Source organism: Mesorhizobium cantuariense (genome assembly GCF_042647205.1).
Classification (GTDB): domain Bacteria; phylum Pseudomonadota; class Alphaproteobacteria; order Rhizobiales; family Rhizobiaceae; genus Mesorhizobium; species Mesorhizobium cantuariense.
In genome coordinates this window covers 3,728,124-3,748,394 of sequence record NZ_JBHRVD010000001.1, presented here as the reverse complement: position 1 = coordinate 3,748,394, position 20,271 = coordinate 3,728,124, and the positions used below count along the sequence as shown (strand labels likewise).

At 59.7% G+C, this 20,271-nt stretch carries 18 protein-coding genes and 2 pseudogenes; 16 read left to right on the top strand and 4 right to left on the bottom strand.

The window, feature by feature from the left end; translation table 11 throughout:
* Nucleotides 1-21 precede the first annotated feature (21 nt).
* The 10 genes from ACFOJ9_RS18145 (at nt 22) to ACFOJ9_RS18100 (ending at nt 10,857) form a co-directional block, all read left to right on the top strand.
* On the top strand, nt 22-1,248 hold the full coding sequence (locus ACFOJ9_RS18145; RefSeq protein ID WP_378980275.1) for a substrate-binding domain-containing protein: 1,227 nt from the start codon (nt 22-24) through the stop codon (nt 1,246-1,248).
* Nucleotides 1,249-1,531: 283 nt separating this feature from the next.
* Complete coding sequence (locus tag ACFOJ9_RS18140) at nt 1,532-1,831, top strand: putative quinol monooxygenase (protein ID WP_378980274.1); 300 nt, start codon at nt 1,532-1,534, stop codon at nt 1,829-1,831.
* 37 nt (nt 1,832-1,868) lie between these two features.
* The gene (locus tag ACFOJ9_RS18135; RefSeq protein ID WP_378980273.1) at nt 1,869-3,368 is read left to right on the top strand and encodes an aldehyde dehydrogenase family protein; all 1,500 of its coding nucleotides are present in this window, start codon (nt 1,869-1,871) and stop codon (nt 3,366-3,368) included.
* A 578-nt stretch (nt 3,369-3,946) separates the two neighbouring features.
* Nucleotides 3,947-5,035, top strand: coding sequence for a substrate-binding domain-containing protein (locus tag ACFOJ9_RS18130; protein WP_378980272.1), 1,089 nt, complete (start codon nt 3,947-3,949; stop codon nt 5,033-5,035).
* Between the two features lie 5 nt (nt 5,036-5,040).
* Nucleotides 5,041-6,585, top strand: a complete 1,545-nt coding sequence (locus tag ACFOJ9_RS18125; protein WP_378980271.1) for a sugar ABC transporter ATP-binding protein — start codon at nt 5,041-5,043, stop codon at nt 6,583-6,585.
* Entirely contained in the window at nt 6,585-7,568 is a 984-nt protein-coding gene (locus ACFOJ9_RS18120) for an ABC transporter permease (protein ID WP_378980270.1), read from the top strand. The genes ACFOJ9_RS18125 and ACFOJ9_RS18120 overlap by 1 nt, the downstream gene beginning before the upstream one ends.
* A 97-nt stretch (nt 7,569-7,665) precedes the next feature.
* Nucleotides 7,666-8,310, top strand: coding sequence for a nitrile hydratase subunit alpha (gene nthA, locus ACFOJ9_RS18115; protein ID WP_378980269.1), 645 nt, complete (start codon nt 7,666-7,668; stop codon nt 8,308-8,310).
* A complete protein-coding gene (gene nthB / locus ACFOJ9_RS18110; RefSeq protein ID WP_378980268.1) occupies nt 8,307-8,996 on the top strand; it encodes a nitrile hydratase subunit beta in 690 nt (229 codons plus the stop codon). Before nthA ends, nthB begins: the two co-directional genes overlap by 4 nt.
* Nucleotides 8,993-9,373 (top strand): nitrile hydratase accessory protein, encoded by a 381-nt coding sequence (locus tag ACFOJ9_RS18105; RefSeq protein ID WP_378980267.1) that lies wholly within the window; start codon nt 8,993-8,995, stop codon nt 9,371-9,373. Before nthB ends, ACFOJ9_RS18105 begins: the two co-directional genes overlap by 4 nt.
* Before the next feature lie 236 nt (nt 9,374-9,609).
* Complete coding sequence (locus ACFOJ9_RS18100) at nt 9,610-10,857, top strand: Zn-dependent hydrolase (protein ID WP_378980266.1); 1,248 nt, start codon at nt 9,610-9,612, stop codon at nt 10,855-10,857.
* 174 nt (nt 10,858-11,031) lie between these two features.
* Here ACFOJ9_RS18100 and ACFOJ9_RS18095 read toward each other — a convergent pair.
* The 3 genes and pseudogenes from ACFOJ9_RS18095 to ACFOJ9_RS18085 all read right to left on the bottom strand — a co-directional run.
* Nucleotides 11,032-11,196: pseudogene (locus tag ACFOJ9_RS18095) on the bottom strand (JAB domain-containing protein); the annotation flags it as partial.
* Nucleotides 11,197-11,414: 218 nt separating this feature from the next.
* Nucleotides 11,415-11,591 carry a DNA-binding protein gene (locus ACFOJ9_RS18090; protein ID WP_378987869.1) on the bottom strand — a complete coding sequence of 59 codons (177 nt, stop codon included), beginning with the start codon at nt 11,589-11,591 and terminating at the stop codon, nt 11,415-11,417.
* A gap of 512 nt (nt 11,592-12,103) precedes the next feature.
* Nucleotides 12,104-12,429: pseudogene (locus tag ACFOJ9_RS18085) on the bottom strand (ATP-binding protein).
* A 249-nt stretch (nt 12,430-12,678) separates the two neighbouring features.
* Here ACFOJ9_RS18085 and ACFOJ9_RS18080 point away from each other — a divergent pair.
* From ACFOJ9_RS18080 to ACFOJ9_RS18055, 6 genes are all read left to right on the top strand, one after another.
* Nucleotides 12,679-13,734 carry a dipeptidase gene (locus ACFOJ9_RS18080; protein ID WP_378980265.1) on the top strand — a complete coding sequence of 352 codons (1,056 nt, stop codon included), beginning with the start codon at nt 12,679-12,681 and terminating at the stop codon, nt 13,732-13,734.
* A gap of 39 nt (nt 13,735-13,773) precedes the next feature.
* The gene (locus tag ACFOJ9_RS18075) at nt 13,774-15,408 is read left to right on the top strand and encodes an ABC transporter substrate-binding protein (RefSeq protein ID WP_378980264.1); all 1,635 of its coding nucleotides are present in this window, start codon (nt 13,774-13,776) and stop codon (nt 15,406-15,408) included.
* Between the two features lie 69 nt (nt 15,409-15,477).
* Nucleotides 15,478-16,494, top strand: coding sequence for an ABC transporter permease (locus tag ACFOJ9_RS18070; RefSeq protein WP_378987866.1), 1,017 nt, complete (start codon nt 15,478-15,480; stop codon nt 16,492-16,494).
* Complete coding sequence (locus ACFOJ9_RS18065; RefSeq protein ID WP_378980263.1) at nt 16,491-17,423, top strand: ABC transporter permease; 933 nt, start codon at nt 16,491-16,493, stop codon at nt 17,421-17,423. Before ACFOJ9_RS18070 ends, ACFOJ9_RS18065 begins: the two co-directional genes overlap by 4 nt.
* A complete protein-coding gene (locus ACFOJ9_RS18060) occupies nt 17,420-18,253 on the top strand; it encodes an ABC transporter ATP-binding protein (RefSeq protein WP_378980262.1) in 834 nt (277 codons plus the stop codon). The genes ACFOJ9_RS18065 and ACFOJ9_RS18060 overlap by 4 nt, the downstream gene beginning before the upstream one ends.
* Nucleotides 18,250-19,011 (top strand): ABC transporter ATP-binding protein, encoded by a 762-nt coding sequence (locus tag ACFOJ9_RS18055; protein WP_378980261.1) that lies wholly within the window; start codon nt 18,250-18,252, stop codon nt 19,009-19,011. Before ACFOJ9_RS18060 ends, ACFOJ9_RS18055 begins: the two co-directional genes overlap by 4 nt.
* Before the next feature lie 12 nt (nt 19,012-19,023).
* Here the strand turns inward: ACFOJ9_RS18055 and ACFOJ9_RS18050 are convergent, their stop codons facing one another.
* Nucleotides 19,024-20,076, bottom strand: a complete 1,053-nt coding sequence (locus tag ACFOJ9_RS18050; RefSeq protein ID WP_378980260.1) for a GlxA family transcriptional regulator — start codon at nt 20,074-20,076, stop codon at nt 19,024-19,026.
* Nucleotides 20,077-20,271 lie beyond the last annotated feature (195 nt).

Sequence of the window (20,271 nt, the reverse complement as noted above, 5' to 3'; positions counted from 1 at the left end):
TCAAATCAGGCGGCACAGCTAATGGCCCCAGCAGGCAGGGTCTCCTCAGCACGGCATTCGGCCGACAGGGTCGAGGTCGGCCGGTGTGTGCCAGGCCAGGCCGATTCCCTGGCCCGCGCCGTAAGGCCGGTGAAGACGCGGCGATGGAATGTCGGCCATTCCGATACGCACTCTTTCCGTGTCGTTCCCAAACGGCCGGTGAGGATTGGCCTTCTGGTTCCTTTCCAGGGTGCTGACGCCATATGGGGCCCTTCCTGTCAATACAGCGCGGTCCTGGCGGCCGCCGAGATCAACGAGCGGGGCGGCATTCTGGGACGCCAGGTCGAGCTGCTGGCGGCGGACGCAGGCGGCAGTCCGGCCGCTGTGGTGGAACGAGCGCGCGAATTGGTGGAGAGGGATGGCGCGGAGGTGCTTGTCGGCGTGCATCTGTCCTCGGTGCGCGTTGCATTGAGCGAAGCGTTCGCCGGGCGGATCCCCTACGTCTTCGCGCCTCTCTACGAAGGCGGCGAGGAACGGGCAGGGGTCTTTGCAATAGGCGATGTCCCCGAGCAGCAATTTCCCGGACCGGTGCGCTGGTTGATGGAGAACCGCAAGGCGCGGCGCTGGTTCCTGGTTGGCAATGACTATGTCTGGCCGCGTGCGTCGCACCAGTGGGTGCGGCGATTTATCGAGGAAAATGGCGGTGAGGTCGTCGGCGAGGAATATGCGGGCATTGGCCAGGGTCGGACTGAGCGCCTGATCGATCTCGTGGCAGAAGCCAGCCCAGACATCGTCTTCGAATCGCTGGTCGGTGCGGAATGCGTGCCTTTCAACCGGGGGTTCGCCGACAGGGGCTTGAGCCAGTCGATCATCAGGTTCTCCGGTGCTATCGAGGAAAACACGCTGATGGCGATCGGCGCGGAGAACACGGCAAATCTTTATTGTGCCGCCGGCTACTTCAACGCGCTCGCAACGCCCGATAATTTGCGTTTCCTCAAGCGCTACCGAGAGGCTTTCGGCCTCACCGCCCCGGTCCAGGGCGTGCTCAGCGAGGCCTGCTATGAGGCGCTGCAGTTCTTGCATGCCATGGCCAACAAAGCGCAAAGCCTGTCGACGGTCCATCTCACCGCCGCGCTCGAAGGACTGAAATACCGTGGTGCGCGCGGAGAAGTCGTTATCCGCAATGGTTCAGCATGTGGCGCAACGTTTCTGGCGCGTGCCGACGGTACCGAGTTCCAGGTTCTGCAAGCTTTCAATTGCTTAGACTAGGACCAACCAACCCTACCACGCACCTCGTCGTACGGTGACGCCTGGTTTTGCGGGCCGCGTGCTGAGCGCGTCGCGCCAATCTACTCCCGCTTAACGCCGTTTCGTTCCAAGGCGGCTGTTTCCTTCGATCTATCCCTGCAAAGCGAGATGGGTGGGTTTGGCTCGGAAAAAGTACTTGAAAAGTGAAATATTGAATATATAGGATATTGGCACGCTTCCATCTGGCACCCCATGGCTCGGCCGGCAACGCCACATCCATCAATTCCTAACGAACGAGGCCAAAATGTTGACGATCACCGCAATCATCCGTGCCCGCAAAGGCTACGAGCAGGCCATGTCACAGGCGCTCCTGGAGGTCGCGGAACATGTCCGCGAAAACGAGGCGGCGACTGTCGGGTTCTTCGTTTCCCAAGACCTTTCCGATCCTCGCGTTTTCACCACCTATGAACGCTTCGCCGACCAGGCAGCCATGGACACGCACAACGGCTCGCCAGTCGTCGCGCGCTTCTTCGGCATCGCCAAACCCATCCTCGACGGCGAGGTGACATTGGTCACCAGCCAGGAAGTTTCCAGCAAAGCCTGACGGTTTTGACGCCGCCACAATTCACGAGGAGATCGACATGAACGCACCCGTCACCTTGAAACGGCTGGGTCCTGACGCCGAGAAATTCGTCGGCAAACAGAAGAAGCTCTACATCGACGGTAAGTGGGTGACAGCCGCTTCGGGCGAGACGTTCGCGGTGATCGATCCGGCCACCGGCCTGATCTTTGATCATGTGCCAGCCGGCGACAAAGTCGACATCGATCGCGCCGTGGCGGCCGCGCGCCGCGCCTTCGATGACGGCCCCTGGGCAAGGATGACGCCGGCCGACCGCGGCAAGCTGGTTTGGCGGCTGGGCGACCTTGTCGAGAAACACGCCGACGAAATCGCCCAGATCGAGGCGCTGGACAACGGCAAGCCGGTCAACGACGCCCGCTTCGGCGATGTCGCTTTCTCCTACGAACTGCTGCGCTACATGGCGGGCTGGAGCACGAAGATCACCGGCCAGACCATAGCGCTGTCGTCGGCAGCGCCATTCCATGCTTACACGTTGCGCGAGCCGGTAGGCGTGTGCGGCCAGATCGTGCCGTGGAATTTCTCCTTCATGATGGCGGTATGGAAGATTGCGCCAGCGCTCGCCGCCGGCTGTACCATCATCCTGAAACCAGCCGAGCAGACTCCGCTGACGGCGCTACGCCTGGCCGAACTGGTCGAGGAAGTCGGCTTTCCGGCCGGCGTGTTCAATGTCGTCACCGGCTTCGGCGAAACGGCGGGTGCCGCCCTTGCCGCCCATCCAGATGTCGACAAGATCGCCTTTACCGGGTCCACCGAAGTCGGACGCAAGATCCTCGCTGCCGCGCAAGGCAATCTGAAGAAGGTATCTCTGGAACTCGGGGGCAAGTCGCCAATGATCGTCTTTCCCGACGCCGATCTCGAAAAGGCCATTCCGGCTGTCGCATCCGGCATCTTCTACAATATGGGCCAGACCTGTTCGGCCGGCACCCGGCTCTATGTCCACAGGAATGTCTCCGATGCCGTGCTGGATGGTGTCGCGCGGCTGGCTGAGAAAATGCCTGTCGGGCCGGGCCTCGATCCGATCAGCCAGATCGGCCCGCTCGTATCCGACGAGCAGTTCCAGAAGGTGCGCGGCTATATCGAAGCGGGTGTCAGTGAAGGCGCCGAGCTTTTCGCAGGCGGCAGGCGCGTCGGTGACGTCGGCTACTTCCTGCAGCCGACCATCCTTGCCAACACGCGCAATCACATGTCGGTTGTTCGCGAGGAGATTTTCGGACCGGTGCTATGCGCCGCCAGTTTCGATGACGATGGCATCGATGCCGTCGTTCGGGAGGCCAACGACTCGATCTATGGGCTGGCGGCAGGCGTCTTCACCCGGGATCTCAGCACCGCCCACAAGGTCGCAAAACGGCTGAAGGCAGGCACCATCGGCATCAATACCCACCATGTCGTCGACCCGGCTCTGCCCTTCGGTGGTTTCAAACAGTCAGGCTGGGGCCGCGAGCAGGGATATGAAGCGATCCAGCTCTACACCGAAGTCAAATCGATCGGTGTTGCGCTATGAGCACCCTGGAAGACAGGCCGTCGGGCGCTCCATGCTTGCCGCCGCCTCGCGGTTTTGCTCCTGGCGTAGCTTCGGCCGAAACCGACTTCCAATCCTTGCTCAGGCCAGTGACAGCGCATTCTAAAAATCACGTCGCTTGGCAAAAAATAGTTGAAAAGGAAAATATTGAATATATAGTGTTTATGAAAGGTGCCCTGCGATTGGCTAACAGGCTTGATGCGGCATAAGCGGTTGCGATCTGCTGGGATGGCAGCAGGAACCGAATAACAAAAAAGAGGGTGAACAACATGAAGCATAAGGGGACCTTCGTGGCCTGATCCACGAACATAATGCCTCATTCACGGAAGCCGTCTGGTCGATCTGTTTCGGATCGGTGTGACCAGGCCTGTCGCGAATTCCGGCAATGCAGAAGTGAGTAGAGGCGGTTTGCGCGCGTTTCCAGGCGGCCAGCTTGGCTGTCAGGCATCAGCGCTCCATGGCTTTGCTATGTCTGCGACCCATCGAAAACAATCAACCGACTGCCCGCCCCGGCCGGGCATCGCTTAGCCGAAACTCAAACAAAACCCAATGAGGGATCGATGAAAAAACTGATAGCAGCCGGCGCGATCGCGCTGGTTACCACAAGCTTGACCGCAAGTGCGATGGCGGAGGATCTGGACGCATTCAATGCGCGCGCGACCAAGATCACTGAAGACGCCACCAAGACGCAGACCGCCACGCCGCCAAACAGCGGTCCGGCGATCGCCAAGAACAAGACCATCGTCATCATCCCGTGCTCCATGGGGGCCGAGGGATGCGCGCGGGTTGCCCGCTCCACCCAGGAAGCGGCGACAGTCGTCGGCTGGAAGTCGGTGCTTATCGATGGCGGTGGCGATCTGTCGACCATTGCCAATGCCATCCGCAAGGCCATATCCATCCATGCCGATGGTATTTCCATCATGGCTGTCGACGCCAAGCAGGTGCAGGGCGCTCTCAAGGAAGCCAGGGCCGCGGGCATCAAGATCGTCTCGGCCGCCAGTGCAAACCAGGACGGCCTCTACGACACCGTAAATCCCAGTCAGGATGCCTCGGTCGAAGCCGGCTATGCGATAGCCGCGCAAGCCTACCAGCAGAACGGGCGCAAGCTCTGGGCGCTGGAAATGAACGACCGCGAGTTCGCCATCGTTCAATGGTGGCTGAGCGGTGTCGAAAAATTCATGAAGGAATGCGCCGAGGCCGGCGGCGACTGCAAGATGTTGGGCACCGACAACTTCCTCGTCGGCGACCTGACAACGCGTCTGCCCGACCAGACGGTGGCGTTGGTCCGCAACCATCCCGACTATAATTACCTGTTCGCCGGCTATGACGCAGCTCTGAATTTCATGATCAAGGGCCTGCACGCGGCGGGGCTCGACAAGCAAGGTCACTCTGCTGGCTTTGACGGCAATCTCGCCAATCTCGATTTCATCCGAAAAGACGGCTACCAGGATGCCAGCCTCGCCAACGCCATGGAGTGGTATGGCTACGAACATGTCGACCAACTGAACCGATTGTTCAACAACCAGCCCGTGGTTCCGACCGCCATACGTTTCAAGGTCATCAACAAGGGCAACGCCCCGGAGAAGGGCGGCTGGGTCGGCGACGTCGACTTCAAGTCCTTCTACCGCCAAGCCTGGGGCGTTAAATAATCTCGATGTCCATGCAGGTCGACTCCGCGCTTTCATTGCAGATCGGGAATCTCTCAAAGAGCTTCTCCGGTCAACGTGTCCTGCATAATTTCGACTTCGATTTGAAGCGAGGCGAGATTCATGCGTTGGTCGGAGAGAATGGCTGTGGCAAATCGACATTCATCAAATGTCTGTCCGGCTTTCATTCTCCTGACGAAGGCGCCGAAATCATAGTCCACGGGCAGAAAATGGCGCTCCCGTTCACGCCCGTGGACGCGTTGAAGGCAGGATTTGGCTTCGTCCACCAGAATCTCGGGCTGATCGGGGACCTGACGGTGCTGGAGAATCTTGCCCTATCGCGCGAATTCGCCAAAGGTCCCTTATGGAAGATCGACTGGAGTGAAGAGCGCAGGCGGGCAAGTAAGGCACTCGATCTGATCGGCGCCAACATCGATCCGAAGGCGTTCGTCCGCGATCTTTCGCTCGCCGAGCAGACCTTGGTCGCCATCGCCCGTGGTCTGCAGATCAGCAGCAGGACCAATCAGGTCGATCCGATACTGGTACTCGACGAGCCCACCGCCGCTTTGCCGCAAGATGAAACAAAGCGGCTGTTCGAAGCGCTGAACACAGTGGTCAAGCACGGCGTGTCGATCATCTACGTGTCGCACAGGCTCAACGAGATCCTGCAACTTGCAGACAGGGTCACCGCCATGCGCAACGGACGCCTGGTGCAGACCCGACCGAAGGCTGGCCTGACCGAACGTGAACTCGTCGAGATGATCATCGGACGATCCCTGGCAGCGCACTATCCACCAATCTCCAAACTGGAGCGTCTTTCCGGAACAGTTCTTGAAACCAGGAATCTCTGTGGGCGGCGAATCCGCGACGTCAACCTTCATATTCGCCAGGACGAGATCGTCGGCATTGCCGGCCTGCTCGGCTCCGGCCGCAGCGAGATCGGCCGCATCATCTTTGGTGCGCAGCAGCGGACATCCGGCGACGTGGCCATGAAGGACGGCAAGGTCAGCTTTCGTAGCCCGGCCGACGCCTTGGCCAAGGGTATCGGCTACGTTCCGCAGGATCGTCTTCGTCAGGGCGGTTTCCTCCGCCTTCCAGTTTCGCAAAACGTCACCATGGCCAATCTTTCGGAGTTCTGGCGGGCAGGCAAGCTCGACCACCGACGCGAGCGTAGCGCCGTCCAGAAAATCATCGGCAGTTTCGATATTCGTCCCAATGACCCGGACGCCAGGTTCGGTTCGCTGTCGGGCGGAAACCAGCAGAAGGCTATCATCGGCCGCATGCTGCGTTTGAATCCCAAGCTGCTTATCCTCGACGAGCCGGTCCAGGGCGTCGACATCGGATCGAAGAGCGAAATCTACAAGATCATCGAGAATGCCGCCGCGAAGGGGATGGGTGTCCTGCTCATAGACTCGGATTTCGAGGATCTTTGCCGGCTTTGTCACCGCGTCCTGATCGTTAACCAGGGCCGCATCACCGCTGAAGCCTCCGGGGCCAGCATGACAAGCGACAGGATTTCCGAGCTTGTCTATTTGTCAGAGGGAATGAATTGATGGAAAACGTTCAAGATGGCGCTGCGCCAAGAACGACACCGATATGGACGATACGGTATGCTGGCTATGCATTGCCGGCCATATTGCTCATCCTTGTAGTCATCTTTTCGGTCCTCAATCCGACGACATTCCCGAGCCTTTTGACGCTGAATACCTTGCTGCGCACGGAATCCGTGGCTGCGATCCTGGCGATCGCTCTGATCTTTCCGCTTGTGGTCGGTGAGTTCGACCTGTCGGTTGGCGCCAATCTCGGACTTGGCGCAATCCTGGTGACGGGGCTGACGTCGCAGGGAATTCTGACGATTTGGCCAGCCATCGTGGCCGCCATCGCCATGTGCGGCCTGGTCGGGGCCATCAATGGTGTTCTGGTGGCGCGTATCGGCATCAACGCCATGGTCGCGACGCTTGGTATGAGTGTCATCGTCACCGGCTCCGTGCTCTGGTACACGCAGGGCAACGTCTTCTTCGACAATATTCCGATCCAACTGACGGATCTGGCCGATAACAGCCTGCTCGGCGTTCCCATGCCGGCGGTGTTCCTGGCCATAGTGGCCTTCTGTGCATGGTATGTGCTCGAACAGACCCCGTTCGGCCGCTATCTCCATGCCGTTGGCAGTTCGAAGGACGCGGCTGCATTGTCGGGGCTGAACATCCGCAATCTGATCTTCTCGAGTTTCCTGATCTCCGGCTTGCTTGCGGGTTTCTCGGGGGTCTTGCAAGCGGCCGCGCTAGGCTCCGGCAATCCGAACGTTGGGCCGGCCTTTCTGTTGCCGGCTTTTTCGGCCGCATTCCTCGGCGCCACCGCCATAAAGATCGGCACGTTCAACGTGCTGGGCACGATCGTCGCCGTGTTCACGGTCGCTGTCGGCATTACCGGCCTGCAACTGATGGGCGTCGCGTTCTTTGTCACCCCGATTTTCCAAGGTGTGGCATTGATCGCCGCTGTCACCGCGGCGCGGTTCCTGAGGCGCCAGGAACTCTGACCGATACTGCTATGCGGCAATATGCTGCCGCATTTGTCAGTTGTGAAATGTTGCCTTGGAAACTAAGTTCGGGCGTTCAGGGGACAGGAAGAACGAGATGAGCGAAGAAGGACATGACGCCGATCACCATCATCACGCACCGCCCGACGACATAGTCGTGCGTGTAAGGGCCCTCGAGAACCTGTTGATACAAAAGGGATTGATCGATCCGGCTGCCGTGGATGAACTGATCGACACTTACGAAAACAAGATTGGGCCGCACATTGGCGCCAAGGTCGTTGCGCGGGCCTGGTCCGACCCGGCTTACAAGCAGCGTCTGCTGGCCAAACCCAACGAGGCACTGCAGGAACTAGGCGTTTCCCGCATGCAGGGCGAAGACATGGTGGTGGTGGAGAACACGCCTTCCGTCCACAATGTCATCGTTTGCACGCTGTGCTCCTGTTATCCGTGGCCGGTGCTTGGTCTGCCGCCGGGATGGTTCAAGTCAATTGAATACCGCTCCCGGGTCGTCCGCGAACCGCGAAATGTCCTTCGCGATTCATTCGGTGTCGACGTGCCACCGGATGCCGAAGTCCGCGTCTGGGACTCCAACGCCGAGTTGAGATATCTAGTGCTGCCAGAGCGCCCCGCCGGTACAGAAGGGCTGTCGGAAGCACTGTTGGCCACATTGGTCACTCGCGACTCCATGCTTGGTGTTGGACGGCCGAAGGCAGCCACTAACCCCGCAGGGGCATCGGCATGAACGGCCTTCACGACTGTGGCGGTATGGATTATCTCGGGCCGATCGAGATCGAGGCCGATGAGCCGGTCTTTCATGCCGAGTGGGAAGGCCGTGTGTTTGGTCTTTTGCTCGCCATCGGCATGAATGGCTTCTACAATCTTGACGATTTCCGGCACTCCAGCGAAAATCGCACGCCGAGCGATTACCTGAACATTCCTTATTTCGAAAAATGGCTCAGCAACTATGAGATGCTTCTGGCCAAGAAAGGCATCGTCACGCAACAGGAACTTCTTGATGCGCGCAAGCTGAAGGACGCGAAACTGCCCAAAGGCGCGTCGCCCGCCTTGCCAAGAACAATGGTGGCGGCAGTCCTGGCCGGCGGCGGTTCGGCCCGCAGGGATATCGGCGCCGAGCCGCGTTTTCGCCTCGGCGACCAGGTGGTCACGCGAAATATCAATATCCCCGGCCACACCAGGTTGCCACGCTATGCACGTTGCAAGACGGGCGTAGTGGTGCAGGATCGCGGCATTTTCACCTTCAACGACAGCATGGCGAACCTGGGCGAAGAACGCCCACAGCATATCTACTCGATCCGCTTTACCGCTCGCGAACTTTGGGGGATGGACGCGTCCGAGAGGGATACTTCTTTCCTCGACCTCTGGGATGACCATCTCGGTCCGGCCACGAAAGTGGAGGGTGCGGCATGAACATCAACGCCCCCTATATCCCCAGCGATGGAGAAGGTCCGGTGTTCTCCGCTCCCTGGGAAGCACGCGCATTTGCCATGGTGGTCAGGCTTCACGAGGCAGGGCACTACACTTGGGTCCAATGGGTTGAGGCGCTAAGCAGCCAGATCGCCAAGGCCGAACACGGCGAACACGCCAAGCAGGGCCATACGGACGATTACTATGAGTGCTGGCTGGCGGCCATGGAAGGATTGTTGAAGACGCTGGGGTTGATGACCGACGAGGGCCTGTCTGCCGAAATCGAGACCACGTTGGCTCATTGGCCGCATCCCGACCATGTCGCCAAACGCGAACCTGTCGCACGGGATCTGCCAGGACATGTGCCCGCGCGTCTCTAGGCAAGATGCCTTGTTGGGTGGAATCGCTTGAACAACCAATTGCCACCTCACCGACTCGTAAGTGAGGGAACCGCCCTAGTCGTGCGATAGAGGATCTCCTCCGGCGAGCTTCCGGTGACAAGAGCAAACAGAGCCGACGACGACACCAAGCATCCCCCCTGACCAGCCGATGCCCAACGCGGGCGTAGCCGTCATCATGATGGTGCTGACGGCTGGATCTATACGAGAGGTACTTCATGGCTTTTCCAATAACCCGACGCATGGATGCCGACCGCTTCTGGTCGACGATGGAAGCGTCCGCGCAAATCGGCGTGGGCCGCGAAGGTGGCCTGTCCCGCCTCGCGCTCAGCGATGCCGACAAGGCGATGCGCGACCTGTTCGTTGAATGGTGCGGGCAGGCCGGTCTCGCCGTCACGGTGGACGCGGCAGGCAGCATCTTCGGGCGTCGGGCAGGGGCGGATGACAGCCTCCCGCCGGTACTAGTAGGCAGCCATCTCGACACACAGGCCAATGGCGGTCGTTTCGACGGTATTGCCGGCGTGCTTGCCGGGCTTGAGCTGGTCCGTGCCCTGAACGATGTCGGCCACGTCACCAGGCGGCCGATCGAAATCGTCAACTGGACAAACGAGGAGGGTGCAAGGTTCTCCCCGCCGATGGTCGCTTCGGGATGCTTCGCCGGCCAATACGCGCTCGACTGGGTGCATGCCCGACCTTCCGATGACGGCCCGACATTCGGCGATGAATTGAAACGCATAGGCTACCTTGGCGAGACGCCTGTCGGCGGCCGGTCGATCGACAGCTATTTCGAACTGCACATCGAACAGGGCCCGGTGCTCGATGCGGAGAAGGTGCAGGTTGGCGTCGTCACCCATGGCTACGCTTCTTATGGCGCACTCGTCGAGTTTCGCGGCGAGACAGCACATACCGGCCCGACGCCAATGGACAAGCGCCACAATGCGCTTCTGGCCGCCGCCCGGCTGCTCGTAGCCGTGGACGACATTGGATGGGAATATTCAGCAACGGGCGGCAAGGCGACCGCTGCGCGTTTGGTCGCCTGGCCCAACAAGCCAGGCATTCTCTCCGACTGGTCGCAGGCGGTCTGCGACGTGCGCCATGATGACCCGGATACGGCCAGGGCAATGGCCGATCGCATGCATGCCGCGGTGACGGAGGCAGCAACGCTAGCGGCGTGCGAGGCCAAGATCCTCGACACCTGGGAGTGGGGAGGCAGGATATTCGACCGCGCGCTGGTCAATCTGGTGCGACGGAAGGCGCAAGAACTGGGGTACAGCCATCGCGACCTGCCGAGCCAGGCCGGCCACGATGCCTACTTCATGACGCGCATTTGTCCGACCACGATGATCTTTACCCCATGCAAGGATGGCATCACGCACAACAATGCGGAGTTTACGACAAAGGAAGAGATATCGCCCGGCTTCGATGTGTTGATGCATAGCGTCGTGGCACAAGCGGATCGCGGGTGAGTTCTCTGAAGCGAGCCAATTCGTTTCACTGAGATTCCTGTGACCGTGCCATCTTCGCTATTCCCTGTTTTTCTACGCCAGAGTCCTACGCGGGCAATTTTCTGTTGATCCGACGGGCCGTCAGCCCCATTTTTGTCGCAGGGAGCAACCGACACGAAGGAAGACGCCAGGAATTCAGATCAGCAACAGACCTTTCATGCTGGAATGGCCTTTCCTGCCGATGATGATGTGGTCGTGCACGGCGATGCCCAGCCGCTTGCCCGCGTCGATGATCTCCTTCGTCATCTCGATGTCCGCGCGGGAAGGTGTGGGATCCCCAGAAGGATGGTTGTGGATCAAAAAACTTCGACTATATTCGTCATACATATCAGACACTTGTGCCGGGATCTTGGGAGCTGAGGTCGTTAACTGGGGCGTGTATTGAGTGACCACTTGTGATCTTCCACGCTTGGGCATGATCGCATTTGCTCAGTACCCTGACGTCCCGATCAACCACGGATTCCGAACGCCCATCTTTTCTCGCTAGTGCCACTCGGGACGGCTGAACGGCCTTTCTACTACTCTGGTGGAGACGCCTTGTCGAACGGCAGTTTGCGCGTGGACCTGCAGACAACGAGGATCGATTTGTCCCAGCGATCGAGCTCGCTGCTCGGGTAGAGGATTGCTTTGCCGATTTTGAGGAACAACGGCCCGATGCGCATGCAGCGCCAGTTGCGAAGCGTCCCTTCGCTCAGCTGTCCGCGGGTGGCGAGCGATGATGAGAGGCATGTTGCGGTCGCCTGCGCCCTGTCGGTCCTGGTCGGATTGGCTCTCAACCAGACCCTCCTGGTCCACCGATTGGCCCTACGACGAGTGTCTGTCGCGCCAGCTTATCGCGCAGCACCGATCCGTTGTATTGGGTTCAGGCCGACGACCTAGCGCTCGACCGGACTCCCGAAAGGCCGCGCTTGCGCACTTCCTCCGAAAGCCTGAGATGAGACCCCCGGAGGTCGTGAGAAGGCGCAACTCGCCGCCAAAGAACAAAGGCCGAAGCGATGGAACGATCAACAACTATCGTGACCACGTCGAGCGGCTATTGGCCGACTGGCTTGACGAGCTTGACGAGCCCCTTTCCAAGCTCGGCAGCGATCCTTCTCTCGTACGTGCGTCACGAGAAACTCACCAAAGAGAACGGCGCCTATATCGCCAATGGATGCATGCGAACGCTGCGCGCCGTGGTGATTTCCACCGAGAACTGACCCGCCTTTCATGTATGTTTCGGTTCGGTGTCGAGAATTGCGGTTGTCATCCTGGCAGCGCCGAAGACACTGGCCCATTCGCTGAAGCTGAGGTTTGTGGTGATGATGAAGCTTGTGCGTTCGTAGAGCTTGCCCAGCAGATGGAAGAGCAATGCTGCACCTGATGCACTGAACGGCAGATAGCCAAGCTCGTCCAGGATCACGAGATCGGATGCACGAGGCGATTGGCGATCTGGCCGGATCTTCCCTGTGCTTTCTCCTGTTCCAGCGCATTGACCAGCTCGACCGTCGAGAAGAAGCGAACCCGTTCGTGATGATGCTCGATGGCCTGCACGCCGAGAGCCGTCGCGATATGGGTTTTTGCCTGCTCCAGGGCCGCCCACGTGCTGACAAAAGGTTGACGAATAATCAAAGAAAATGTCCGAAATTTAAAATTCTAGCGCCTGGTTTGAATTCATAGTCCTCGCAGAAAAAGGGGCGTGTTGGCGGCAACTTGTTTCCAATCCGTCAAAGAAGCGGAGATTTATGATGCGAATGGACGGCAAACCGGGATCGGCAGCCAACCGATCTGCGTGGTCGTAAAATGCAGGCGGTATTCGACGGACACAATGACGTCCTGCTGCGCCTTTGGAGGGACGCCGGTACGGGCAAGGATCCGATCGCCGAGTTTCGCGACAGCACGAGCGAAGGCCATCTCGACCTGCCCCGGTCTCACTCGGGCGGACTGGCCGGCGGGCTCTGCGCCATCTTCGTGCCATCAGGGCATCTGGTGCTGAAAACGCCAAATGCGGACGGACACTATGACACGCCGCTTTCTGACACGGTCGAGAGGCACCAGGCGCTCGATACGGTGTTGGAAATTGCCGCCATCGCCTTCCGATTGGACCGGGCAGACGCTTGGAAGGTGTGTCGATCGACGGACGAGGTCCGTGCCGCAATGGACGCGAAGGTTTTTGCGGCCGTACTGCACATGGAAGGCTGCGAGGCGATCGGTCCCGATCTGATCGAACTCGAGATATTCCATGCAGCTGGGCTCCGGTCGATCGGGCCAGTCTGGAGCCGCCACAACATTTTCGGCCATGGCGTACCTTTCGCCTATCCGAAATCGCCAGACACAGCACCGGGCCTGACGAACGCAGGATTCGCTCTGGTCCGGGAGTGCAACCGGTTGGGCATCGCCATCGACCTGTCTCACATCACCGAGCAGGGGTTCTGGGATGTCGCAAAGACAACTGACAAGCCGCTAATCGCCAGTCACTCGAATGCCCATGCGCTGACGCCGGTGGCGCGCAATCTGAACGATCGCCAACTCGACGCCATCAGCGAGAGTCGGGGCATCGTCGGTCTGAACTTCGCCACGACGATGCTACGATCCGACGGGCAGGAGAATGCCGGGACGCCGCTCTCCGACATGGTCCGCCATATCGATTATCTGGTCAACCGGATGGGAATCGATTGCGTCGGCCTCGGTTCGGATTTCGACGGCGCGACGATCCCGCAGGGTATTTGCGACGCGGCCGGAACACAGAATCTCGTTTCCGCACTGCGGGACGCCGGATACGGCGACAGCGACCTTCAGAAGATTTGCAGGGAGAATTGGCTGCGTGTGCTTGCGGGAGCCTGGCACGAGCAAAACTGACCACTCAGACCGTCAAACAAACCAAAAAGGGGAATGACAATGACGAGACACCTTCGGAGCCTTCTTTGCCTCACGGCCGGCACGGGCCTGGCAATCTTACTCGCCAACGCTCCTGTTCTGGCCGGCACCCCAGCCGATACATTGGTCGAAGCTTTCGCAATCGATGACATCATCAGCCTTGATCCGGCCGAGTCGTTCGAACTCAGTGCAGGCGAGGTCATCAGCAATACTTACGACACGCTGGTTCGACTCGATCTCAACGACACTACGAAGGTGGTTGGCGACCTCGCCGAAAGCTGGACTGTCTCGCCCGATGGCCGGACCTATACCTTCAAGCTCAAGCCCGGCCTCGTTTTCGCTTCGGGCAACCCTATTACCGCTGAAGACATTGCCTGGTCGTTCGAACGAATGGTCAAGCTCGACAAAAGCCCTGCCTTCCTGATCGACCAGCTCGGACTTAGCGGCGACAATGTCGCCCAGAAGGCCAAGGCGATCGATCCCACAACCTTTTCGCTCACTGTCGACAAGCCCTACGCGCCGAGCTTCGTGTTGAACGTCATGGCCGCAAGCCCAATCTCGGCCGTCGACAAGCAGCTGCTGACGGCACACGCCAAAGCCGTCACGCCGACCAACGATTACAAATACGACACCGACTTCGGTAACGGCTGGCTGAAGACCAACTACGCTGGGTCCGGTCCCTTTGTCATGAAGACCTGGAAGGCCAATGAGGCCGTCGTTCTGGAGCGCAACGACAAATTCTACGGTGAGAAGGCCAAGCTCGCCCGCATCATCTTTCGGCATATGAAGGAAAGTACCGGCCAGCGGCTTGCACTGGAAGCTGGCGACATCGACGTCGCCCGCAATCTCGAGCCAGGCGACATCGACGCCGTGTCAAACAACAAGGCGCTTGCTGTCTACAGCGCGGCGAAGGGCACCGTCTACTACATCAGCCTCAACCAGAAGAACCCCAATCTGGCCAAGCCAGAAGTGCGGGAGGCCCTGAAATATCTCGTTGACTATGCCGCGATCGGCAAGACGCTGATTAAGGGCATCGGCGAGATCAATCAGACCTTCCTGCCAAAGGGCCAGCTTGGTGCGCTCGACGAAAATCCCTACATGTTCAATGTCGCCAAAGCGAAAGAACTGCTCGCAAAGGCCGGACTTGCTGACGGATTCACGGTCACCATGGATGTGCGAAGCGCCCAGCCCGTGAGCGGGATCGCCGAGTCCTTCCAGCAGACCGCGGCCCAGGCAGGCGTCAAGGTCGAGATCATCCCTGGCGACGGAAAGCAGACGCTGACCAAATATCGCGCCCGCAACCACGACATCTATATCGGCCAGTGGGGATCGGACTATTGGGATCCGCATTCCAACGCGCAAACATTCACGGCCAATCCCGATAATTCGGATCAGGGCGCTTCCAAGACACTGGCCTGGCGCAATGCCTGGGACGTGCCGCCGTTGACGGCCGAGACGGATCGCGCTCTCCTGGAAAACGACCCTGTCAAACGTACGGCGATCTATCAGGACCTGCAGAAGAAGGTCCTGGACGATGGTCCGTTCATCAACATCTTCCAGCAGACCGAAGTGGCCGGTACATCTGCGAAACTGAAGGGCTTCAAGCTTGGCCCGACCTTCGATTCCAACTTCCTCGCTCCAGTCTCCAAAGACTGACCAGGGAAGGACGATCCGATGGCAATGACCGATACGGCATTGAGTGCCGGGCGCAGACGCGCCCGGACAATGAGCAGGATTTACGGCGTGGCCGGTTTCCTGGCGGTCATCGCCACCACCTATATTGGGCTTCTGGCAGTGACCTTCTTCATCGGCCGCGTTGTGCCGGTGGATCCCGTCCTTGCAGTTCTCGGCGACCGGGCGCAGGCCTCGGCAATCGAGCGGGTCCGCGAGCAGATGGGGCTGAACCTGCCCCTCTGGCATCAGTTCTTCATCTATGTTCGCCAGGTTCTCTCAGGCGATTTCGGCACGTCGGTGCTGACCACCAATCCGGTCATGGCGGATATTGCCCATGTCTTTCCGGCGACGCTGGAGCTTGCAACCTTCGGAACACTGATCGGCACGGTGCTGGGCGTTCCACTCGGGATTCTGGCCGCAGTCAAACGGGGATCGTTCACCGACCAGCTCGTTCGACTTGTTGGGCTCGCCGGATACTCGATCCCGATCTTCTGGCTGGCCCTGCTGGGACTCCTGCTCTTTTATGCACGTCTCCACTGGGTTGCCTTTCCCGGCCGGATCGACATTGTCTACGAGTATACCTTCACGCCGATTACCGGGCTATTCCTGCTGGACGCGGTTTTGCAGCGCCGGTGGGATGTCGCCTGGGACGTATTCCGGCATCTCGTACTGCCCGCGAGCCTGCTCGGCTATTTCTCGCTTGCCTATATCAGCCGCATGACCCGCTCCTTCATGCTGAACGAGCTCGGGCAGGAATATGTGATTGCCGCCCGCGCCAAGGGCCTCTCGGAAACGCGGATCATCTGGAGACATGCGCTCAGAAACGCAGCTGTCCCGTTGGTTACGGTGATTGCGCTCTCTTATGCCGGCCTTCTCGAAGGCTCGGTGCTGACGGAAACGGTGTTTTCCTGGCCGGGCCTCGGTCTCTACATCACCAACTCGCTTCAAAATGCCGACATGAACGCCGTGCTTGGCGGCACGCTCATCATCGGCGCCGTGTTCATCGCCCTCAACATCCTTTCCGACCTGCTTTACCGAATCCTCGATCCAAGGACCCGAGCGCGATGACTATGACGATCGATCCTCCTCCTCTCAGCCGCCGGGCATACCTCCTGAGCGATCAGCCGGCCTCGCGTACGCAAGCCAGCCTCGGTCGCGCCTACATGGTGTGGCTGCGCTTCTCCGCCAACGGTCTGGCACTTGCGGGCCTGGGCATTATCATGGCCTTGTCGCTGGTCGCGATCTTCGCCGATGTCATTGCGCCGCATTCGCCGGTCTCCGGTGATCTGGCCGGGGCCCGCCTGTTGCCGCCTGGAACAGGCAGCTATCTGCTTGGCACAGACGATCAGGGCCGCGACATTCTTTCAAGGCTGATCTTCGGCTCTCGACTGACGCTTGCAGTCGTCTCGCTCGTGGCCGTTATCGCTGCACCGCTCGGCCTTCTTGTCGGCACCGTTGCCGGCTATGCAGGTGGCTGGGTGGATGCCGTGCTGATGCGGATCACCGATATCTTCCTCGCCTTTCCGAAACTCGTGTTGGCGATGGCGTTCGTAGCGGCGCTTGGGCCGGGGATCGAAAATGCGGTGCTCGCCATCGCAATTACATCTTGGCCAGCCTACGCACGGATCGCGCGTGCGGAAACGCTACGGGTTCGCAATTCAGACTATATCGCCGCCGTTGGGTTGATGGGCGCCTCACCATGGCGCATCGTGCTGCGCCACGTCATGCCCATGTGCCTCTCGTCGCTGATCGTGCGCGTCACGCTCGACATGGCCGGCATCATCCTGACGGCCGCCGGCCTCGGCTTCCTTGGCCTTGGCGCACAACCGCCCATGCCGGAATGGGGCGCGATGATCGCGTCCGGGCGCCGTTTCATTCTTGATCAGTGGTGGGTTGCCACCATGCCCGGCATTGCCATCCTCACCGTCAGCCTCGGCTTCAACCTGCTCGGCGATGGATTGCGCGACGCACTTGATCCAAGGGAGGCCGGCCGATGAGCCCGCTTTTGACCGTCACGAACCTGAAAGTGCAGTATCCTACCCGTACAGGGCTCATCGAGGCAGTGCGCGACGTGTCCTTCACGCTCGGGCGCGAACGTCTCGGCATCGTTGGCGAAAGCGGCTCCGGCAAGTCACAGACCGGCAGGGCGATCATGGGCCTTACGCCATCGCATGCCCGGATTACAGCCGATCAGCTCGCATTCTCCGGCATCGACCTGATGACGGCGACACCGCGAGAGCGACGGGCGCTGCGCGGTGGCCGCATCGCCATGGTGCTGCAGGACCCGAAATATTCGCTCAATCCGGTCATGACCATCGGACGGCAGATTTGCGAAACGCTGAGGACGCACAGCCCCGTAACGAAGACCGAGGCGAAGCGTCGAGCTTTGGAGATGCTGGAGGCGGTGCAGATCCGCAATCCGGAACGGGTGTTCGGGCTTTATCCGCACGAGGTCTCTGGGGGCATGGGACAACGCGCCATGATTGCGATGATGCTGGTCGCCGGTCCAGAACTTCTGATCGCCGACGAGCCGACCTCGGCGCTAGACGTCACAGTGCAATTGGAGGTTCTGGCGATCCTCGACAAGCTGGTGGCGGACCGGGGCATGGGGCTGATCTTCGTCTCCCACGATTTGCGCCTTGTCTCATCCTTCTGCGACCGGGTTCTCGTGATGTATGCGGGCCGTGTCGTGGAGGAGTTGTCTTCAGGTCAGATTTCGAATGCCAAACATGCCTACACCCAAGGACTTCTCGGTTGCATGCCGAAAATCGGCGAGAGCCGGCATCCGCTACCGGTTCTCAACCGCCAACCGGAGTGGGCCGCATGACATCCGTTCTGACTGTCGAGAATATTACTGTCGCCTATGAGGATTATCGCGCGCTCGACGATGTCACTCTCGCGGTCTCACGCGGCGAAACCTTCGGTCTCGTGGGAGAATCCGGTTCAGGAAAATCGACTTTACTGCGTGCTATCGCCGGCCTTGCGCCGGTGCGCGCTGGAACGATCCGGGTCGACGGAGTGACACTTACAGGCACGAAGCGCTCGCGCGACTTCTATCGAAAGGTGCAAATGGTGTTCCAGGACCCCTATGGGTCACTGCATCCACGCCAGACTGTCGATCGAATATTGCTGGAGCCGCTCGCAATTCACGGTGTCGGAGACACTGAGCCTCGCATCCGCCGTGCGCTCGACGAGGTAGGGCTTGGCCCGTCCTTTCGGTTCCGCTTCCCGCATCAAATGTCGGGCGGCCAGCGACAGCGCATCGCCATCGCGCGCGCTCTTATTCTCGAACCGGAGATCTTGCTGCTGGATGAACCTACGTCGGCGCTCGACGCATCCGTTCAGGCGGAGGTGCTCAATCTTCTCGAGCAGGTGCGAAAAGAGCGCGACTTGAGCTTTGTCATGGTGAGCCATGACCTTGGCGTCGTGACTCATATGTGTGAGCGAATGGCGGTGATGCGAGGCGGGAAAGTGGTAGAGGAGCTGACATCCAGTGATCTGATCGCAGGAGCGTTCAAAGAGGACTATACACGTGACCTCATGACAGCGAGCAAGGGTTTCGTGCGCGCACCAAAGGCCGCTTGATTCCCGGCGATCTCACCGAAACTTTCCGGGAGGCTTGCCGTACTTCTTGCCAAATGCCGTGGCAAGATGTGCTGAGTCCGAAAAGCCTGTCTCGAACGCGATGGCCGTGATCGGCATGGCGGTGTTTTCCACCAGGAAGCGTGCATAACGCAGGCGGGTTTCGAGAATGAAGCGTTTCGGGGTCATGCCGATATGCTCTCGAAATAGCCGGGCGAACTGGCGCGGCGATAGACCGACGACGGCCGCAGCCTCTTCGGGGGAGGTACCGCGGCCCTTGCGGCTTTCGATGAGAACTACGGCGCGCTGGATGCGAGTGTCACCAACTTGTTGGAACGGAGAGACCCGTTCGTGATCAAAGGCGCTTATGCTTTTTTGTTCGGTCAGTGATAGCTGATGGACGGCCTTTGCTGCCCGGTCCGGCCCGCAATGGGTGCGAATGAGCTCCGTCAAGAGCGACAGGATGGAGATCCCGCCCGGCACCGTGATCTGTCCGTCCGCGACGATAAAATCTTCACGGGTAGAAAAGGAGTGGCGAGGGAACGCCACCCGAAAATCTTCCGCGTGAAAGGGATGGATTGCCGCTTTGCGACCTATTAGCAATCCCTCCTGCGCTAGCACGAAGGCGCCCGTGCAGACCCCGATCACAGTCACGCCAGCAGCGACTGCGACCCTTATATAGTCCCGATGCTGCGCAGGGGCTGCCCGCAGATGCGGCAGAAGTCCACCGATGACGACGATGTAATCGAAGTCTGTTGGATTGGTGTAAGGCGCGTCTGCCTGGACGCGGATGCCACAGCTTGCGACGGCGGCCTGTCCCAGTTTGCCCATGATCGACCAGCGGCAATGAAGCGGGCGCGAATTGTCGGCGAAATCCGCGGCATGGCGTAAAGGCTCCACAACGCCGGTCAACGACATCATCGGAAAGGTCGGCCACAACAGAATGCCGACGGACAGATCCGGCTTGCGATCGCGCGACGAGAGCAGTCGTTGCGCCCACAGATCATCGAGCCACCGGACATAGTCGGGATCAGTCGGCGCTGGTGAAGTATCGCTGTCGGACGTCACGGCAAACCCTCGTTTGTCAAAATGTGTACCGCTCGCGTGTCGATTTTTCAAAGAAAAAGTCCATTCCTTAAAATTCCAAGCTCGTCCTCCGTGCCAATCTGATCGTGGTCGTATGTCGATACCGGAGCTTGCTTCTTGCCGATCATATGACTGTTCCTTTTCGCTGCCGGCGGTTGGCCGGGTTGCGCTCGCCTA

What these genes read in the sequence shown, in the direction of transcription:
- ACFOJ9_RS18060 (WP_378980262.1), top strand. Translation starts at nt 17,420, where the DNA reads ATGAGCCCGCTTTTGACCGTCACGAACCTGAAAGTGCAGTATCCTACC.
- ACFOJ9_RS18055 (WP_378980261.1), top strand. Translation starts at nt 18,250, where the DNA reads ATGACATCCGTTCTGACTGTCGAGAATATTACTGTCGCCTATGAGGAT.
- ACFOJ9_RS18145 (WP_378980275.1), top strand. Translation starts at nt 22, where the DNA reads ATGGCCCCAGCAGGCAGGGTCTCCTCAGCACGGCATTCGGCCGACAGG.
- ACFOJ9_RS18125 (WP_378980271.1), top strand. Translation starts at nt 5,041, where the DNA reads ATGTCCATGCAGGTCGACTCCGCGCTTTCATTGCAGATCGGGAATCTC.
- ACFOJ9_RS18120 (WP_378980270.1), top strand. Translation starts at nt 6,585, where the DNA reads ATGGAAAACGTTCAAGATGGCGCTGCGCCAAGAACGACACCGATATGG.
- nthB (WP_378980268.1), top strand. Translation starts at nt 8,307, where the DNA reads ATGAACGGCCTTCACGACTGTGGCGGTATGGATTATCTCGGGCCGATC.
- ACFOJ9_RS18100 (WP_378980266.1), top strand. Translation starts at nt 9,610, where the DNA reads ATGGCTTTTCCAATAACCCGACGCATGGATGCCGACCGCTTCTGGTCG.
- ACFOJ9_RS18070 (WP_378987866.1), top strand. Translation starts at nt 15,478, where the DNA reads ATGAGCAGGATTTACGGCGTGGCCGGTTTCCTGGCGGTCATCGCCACC.
- ACFOJ9_RS18065 (WP_378980263.1), top strand. Translation starts at nt 16,491, where the DNA reads ATGACTATGACGATCGATCCTCCTCCTCTCAGCCGCCGGGCATACCTC.
- ACFOJ9_RS18140 (WP_378980274.1), top strand. Translation starts at nt 1,532, where the DNA reads ATGTTGACGATCACCGCAATCATCCGTGCCCGCAAAGGCTACGAGCAG.
- ACFOJ9_RS18080 (WP_378980265.1), top strand. Translation starts at nt 12,679, where the DNA reads ATGCAGGCGGTATTCGACGGACACAATGACGTCCTGCTGCGCCTTTGG.
- ACFOJ9_RS18105 (WP_378980267.1), top strand. Translation starts at nt 8,993, where the DNA reads ATGAACATCAACGCCCCCTATATCCCCAGCGATGGAGAAGGTCCGGTG.
- ACFOJ9_RS18135 (WP_378980273.1), top strand. Translation starts at nt 1,869, where the DNA reads ATGAACGCACCCGTCACCTTGAAACGGCTGGGTCCTGACGCCGAGAAA.
- nthA (WP_378980269.1), top strand. Translation starts at nt 7,666, where the DNA reads ATGAGCGAAGAAGGACATGACGCCGATCACCATCATCACGCACCGCCC.
- ACFOJ9_RS18075 (WP_378980264.1), top strand. Translation starts at nt 13,774, where the DNA reads ATGACGAGACACCTTCGGAGCCTTCTTTGCCTCACGGCCGGCACGGGC.
- ACFOJ9_RS18130 (WP_378980272.1), top strand. Translation starts at nt 3,947, where the DNA reads ATGAAAAAACTGATAGCAGCCGGCGCGATCGCGCTGGTTACCACAAGC.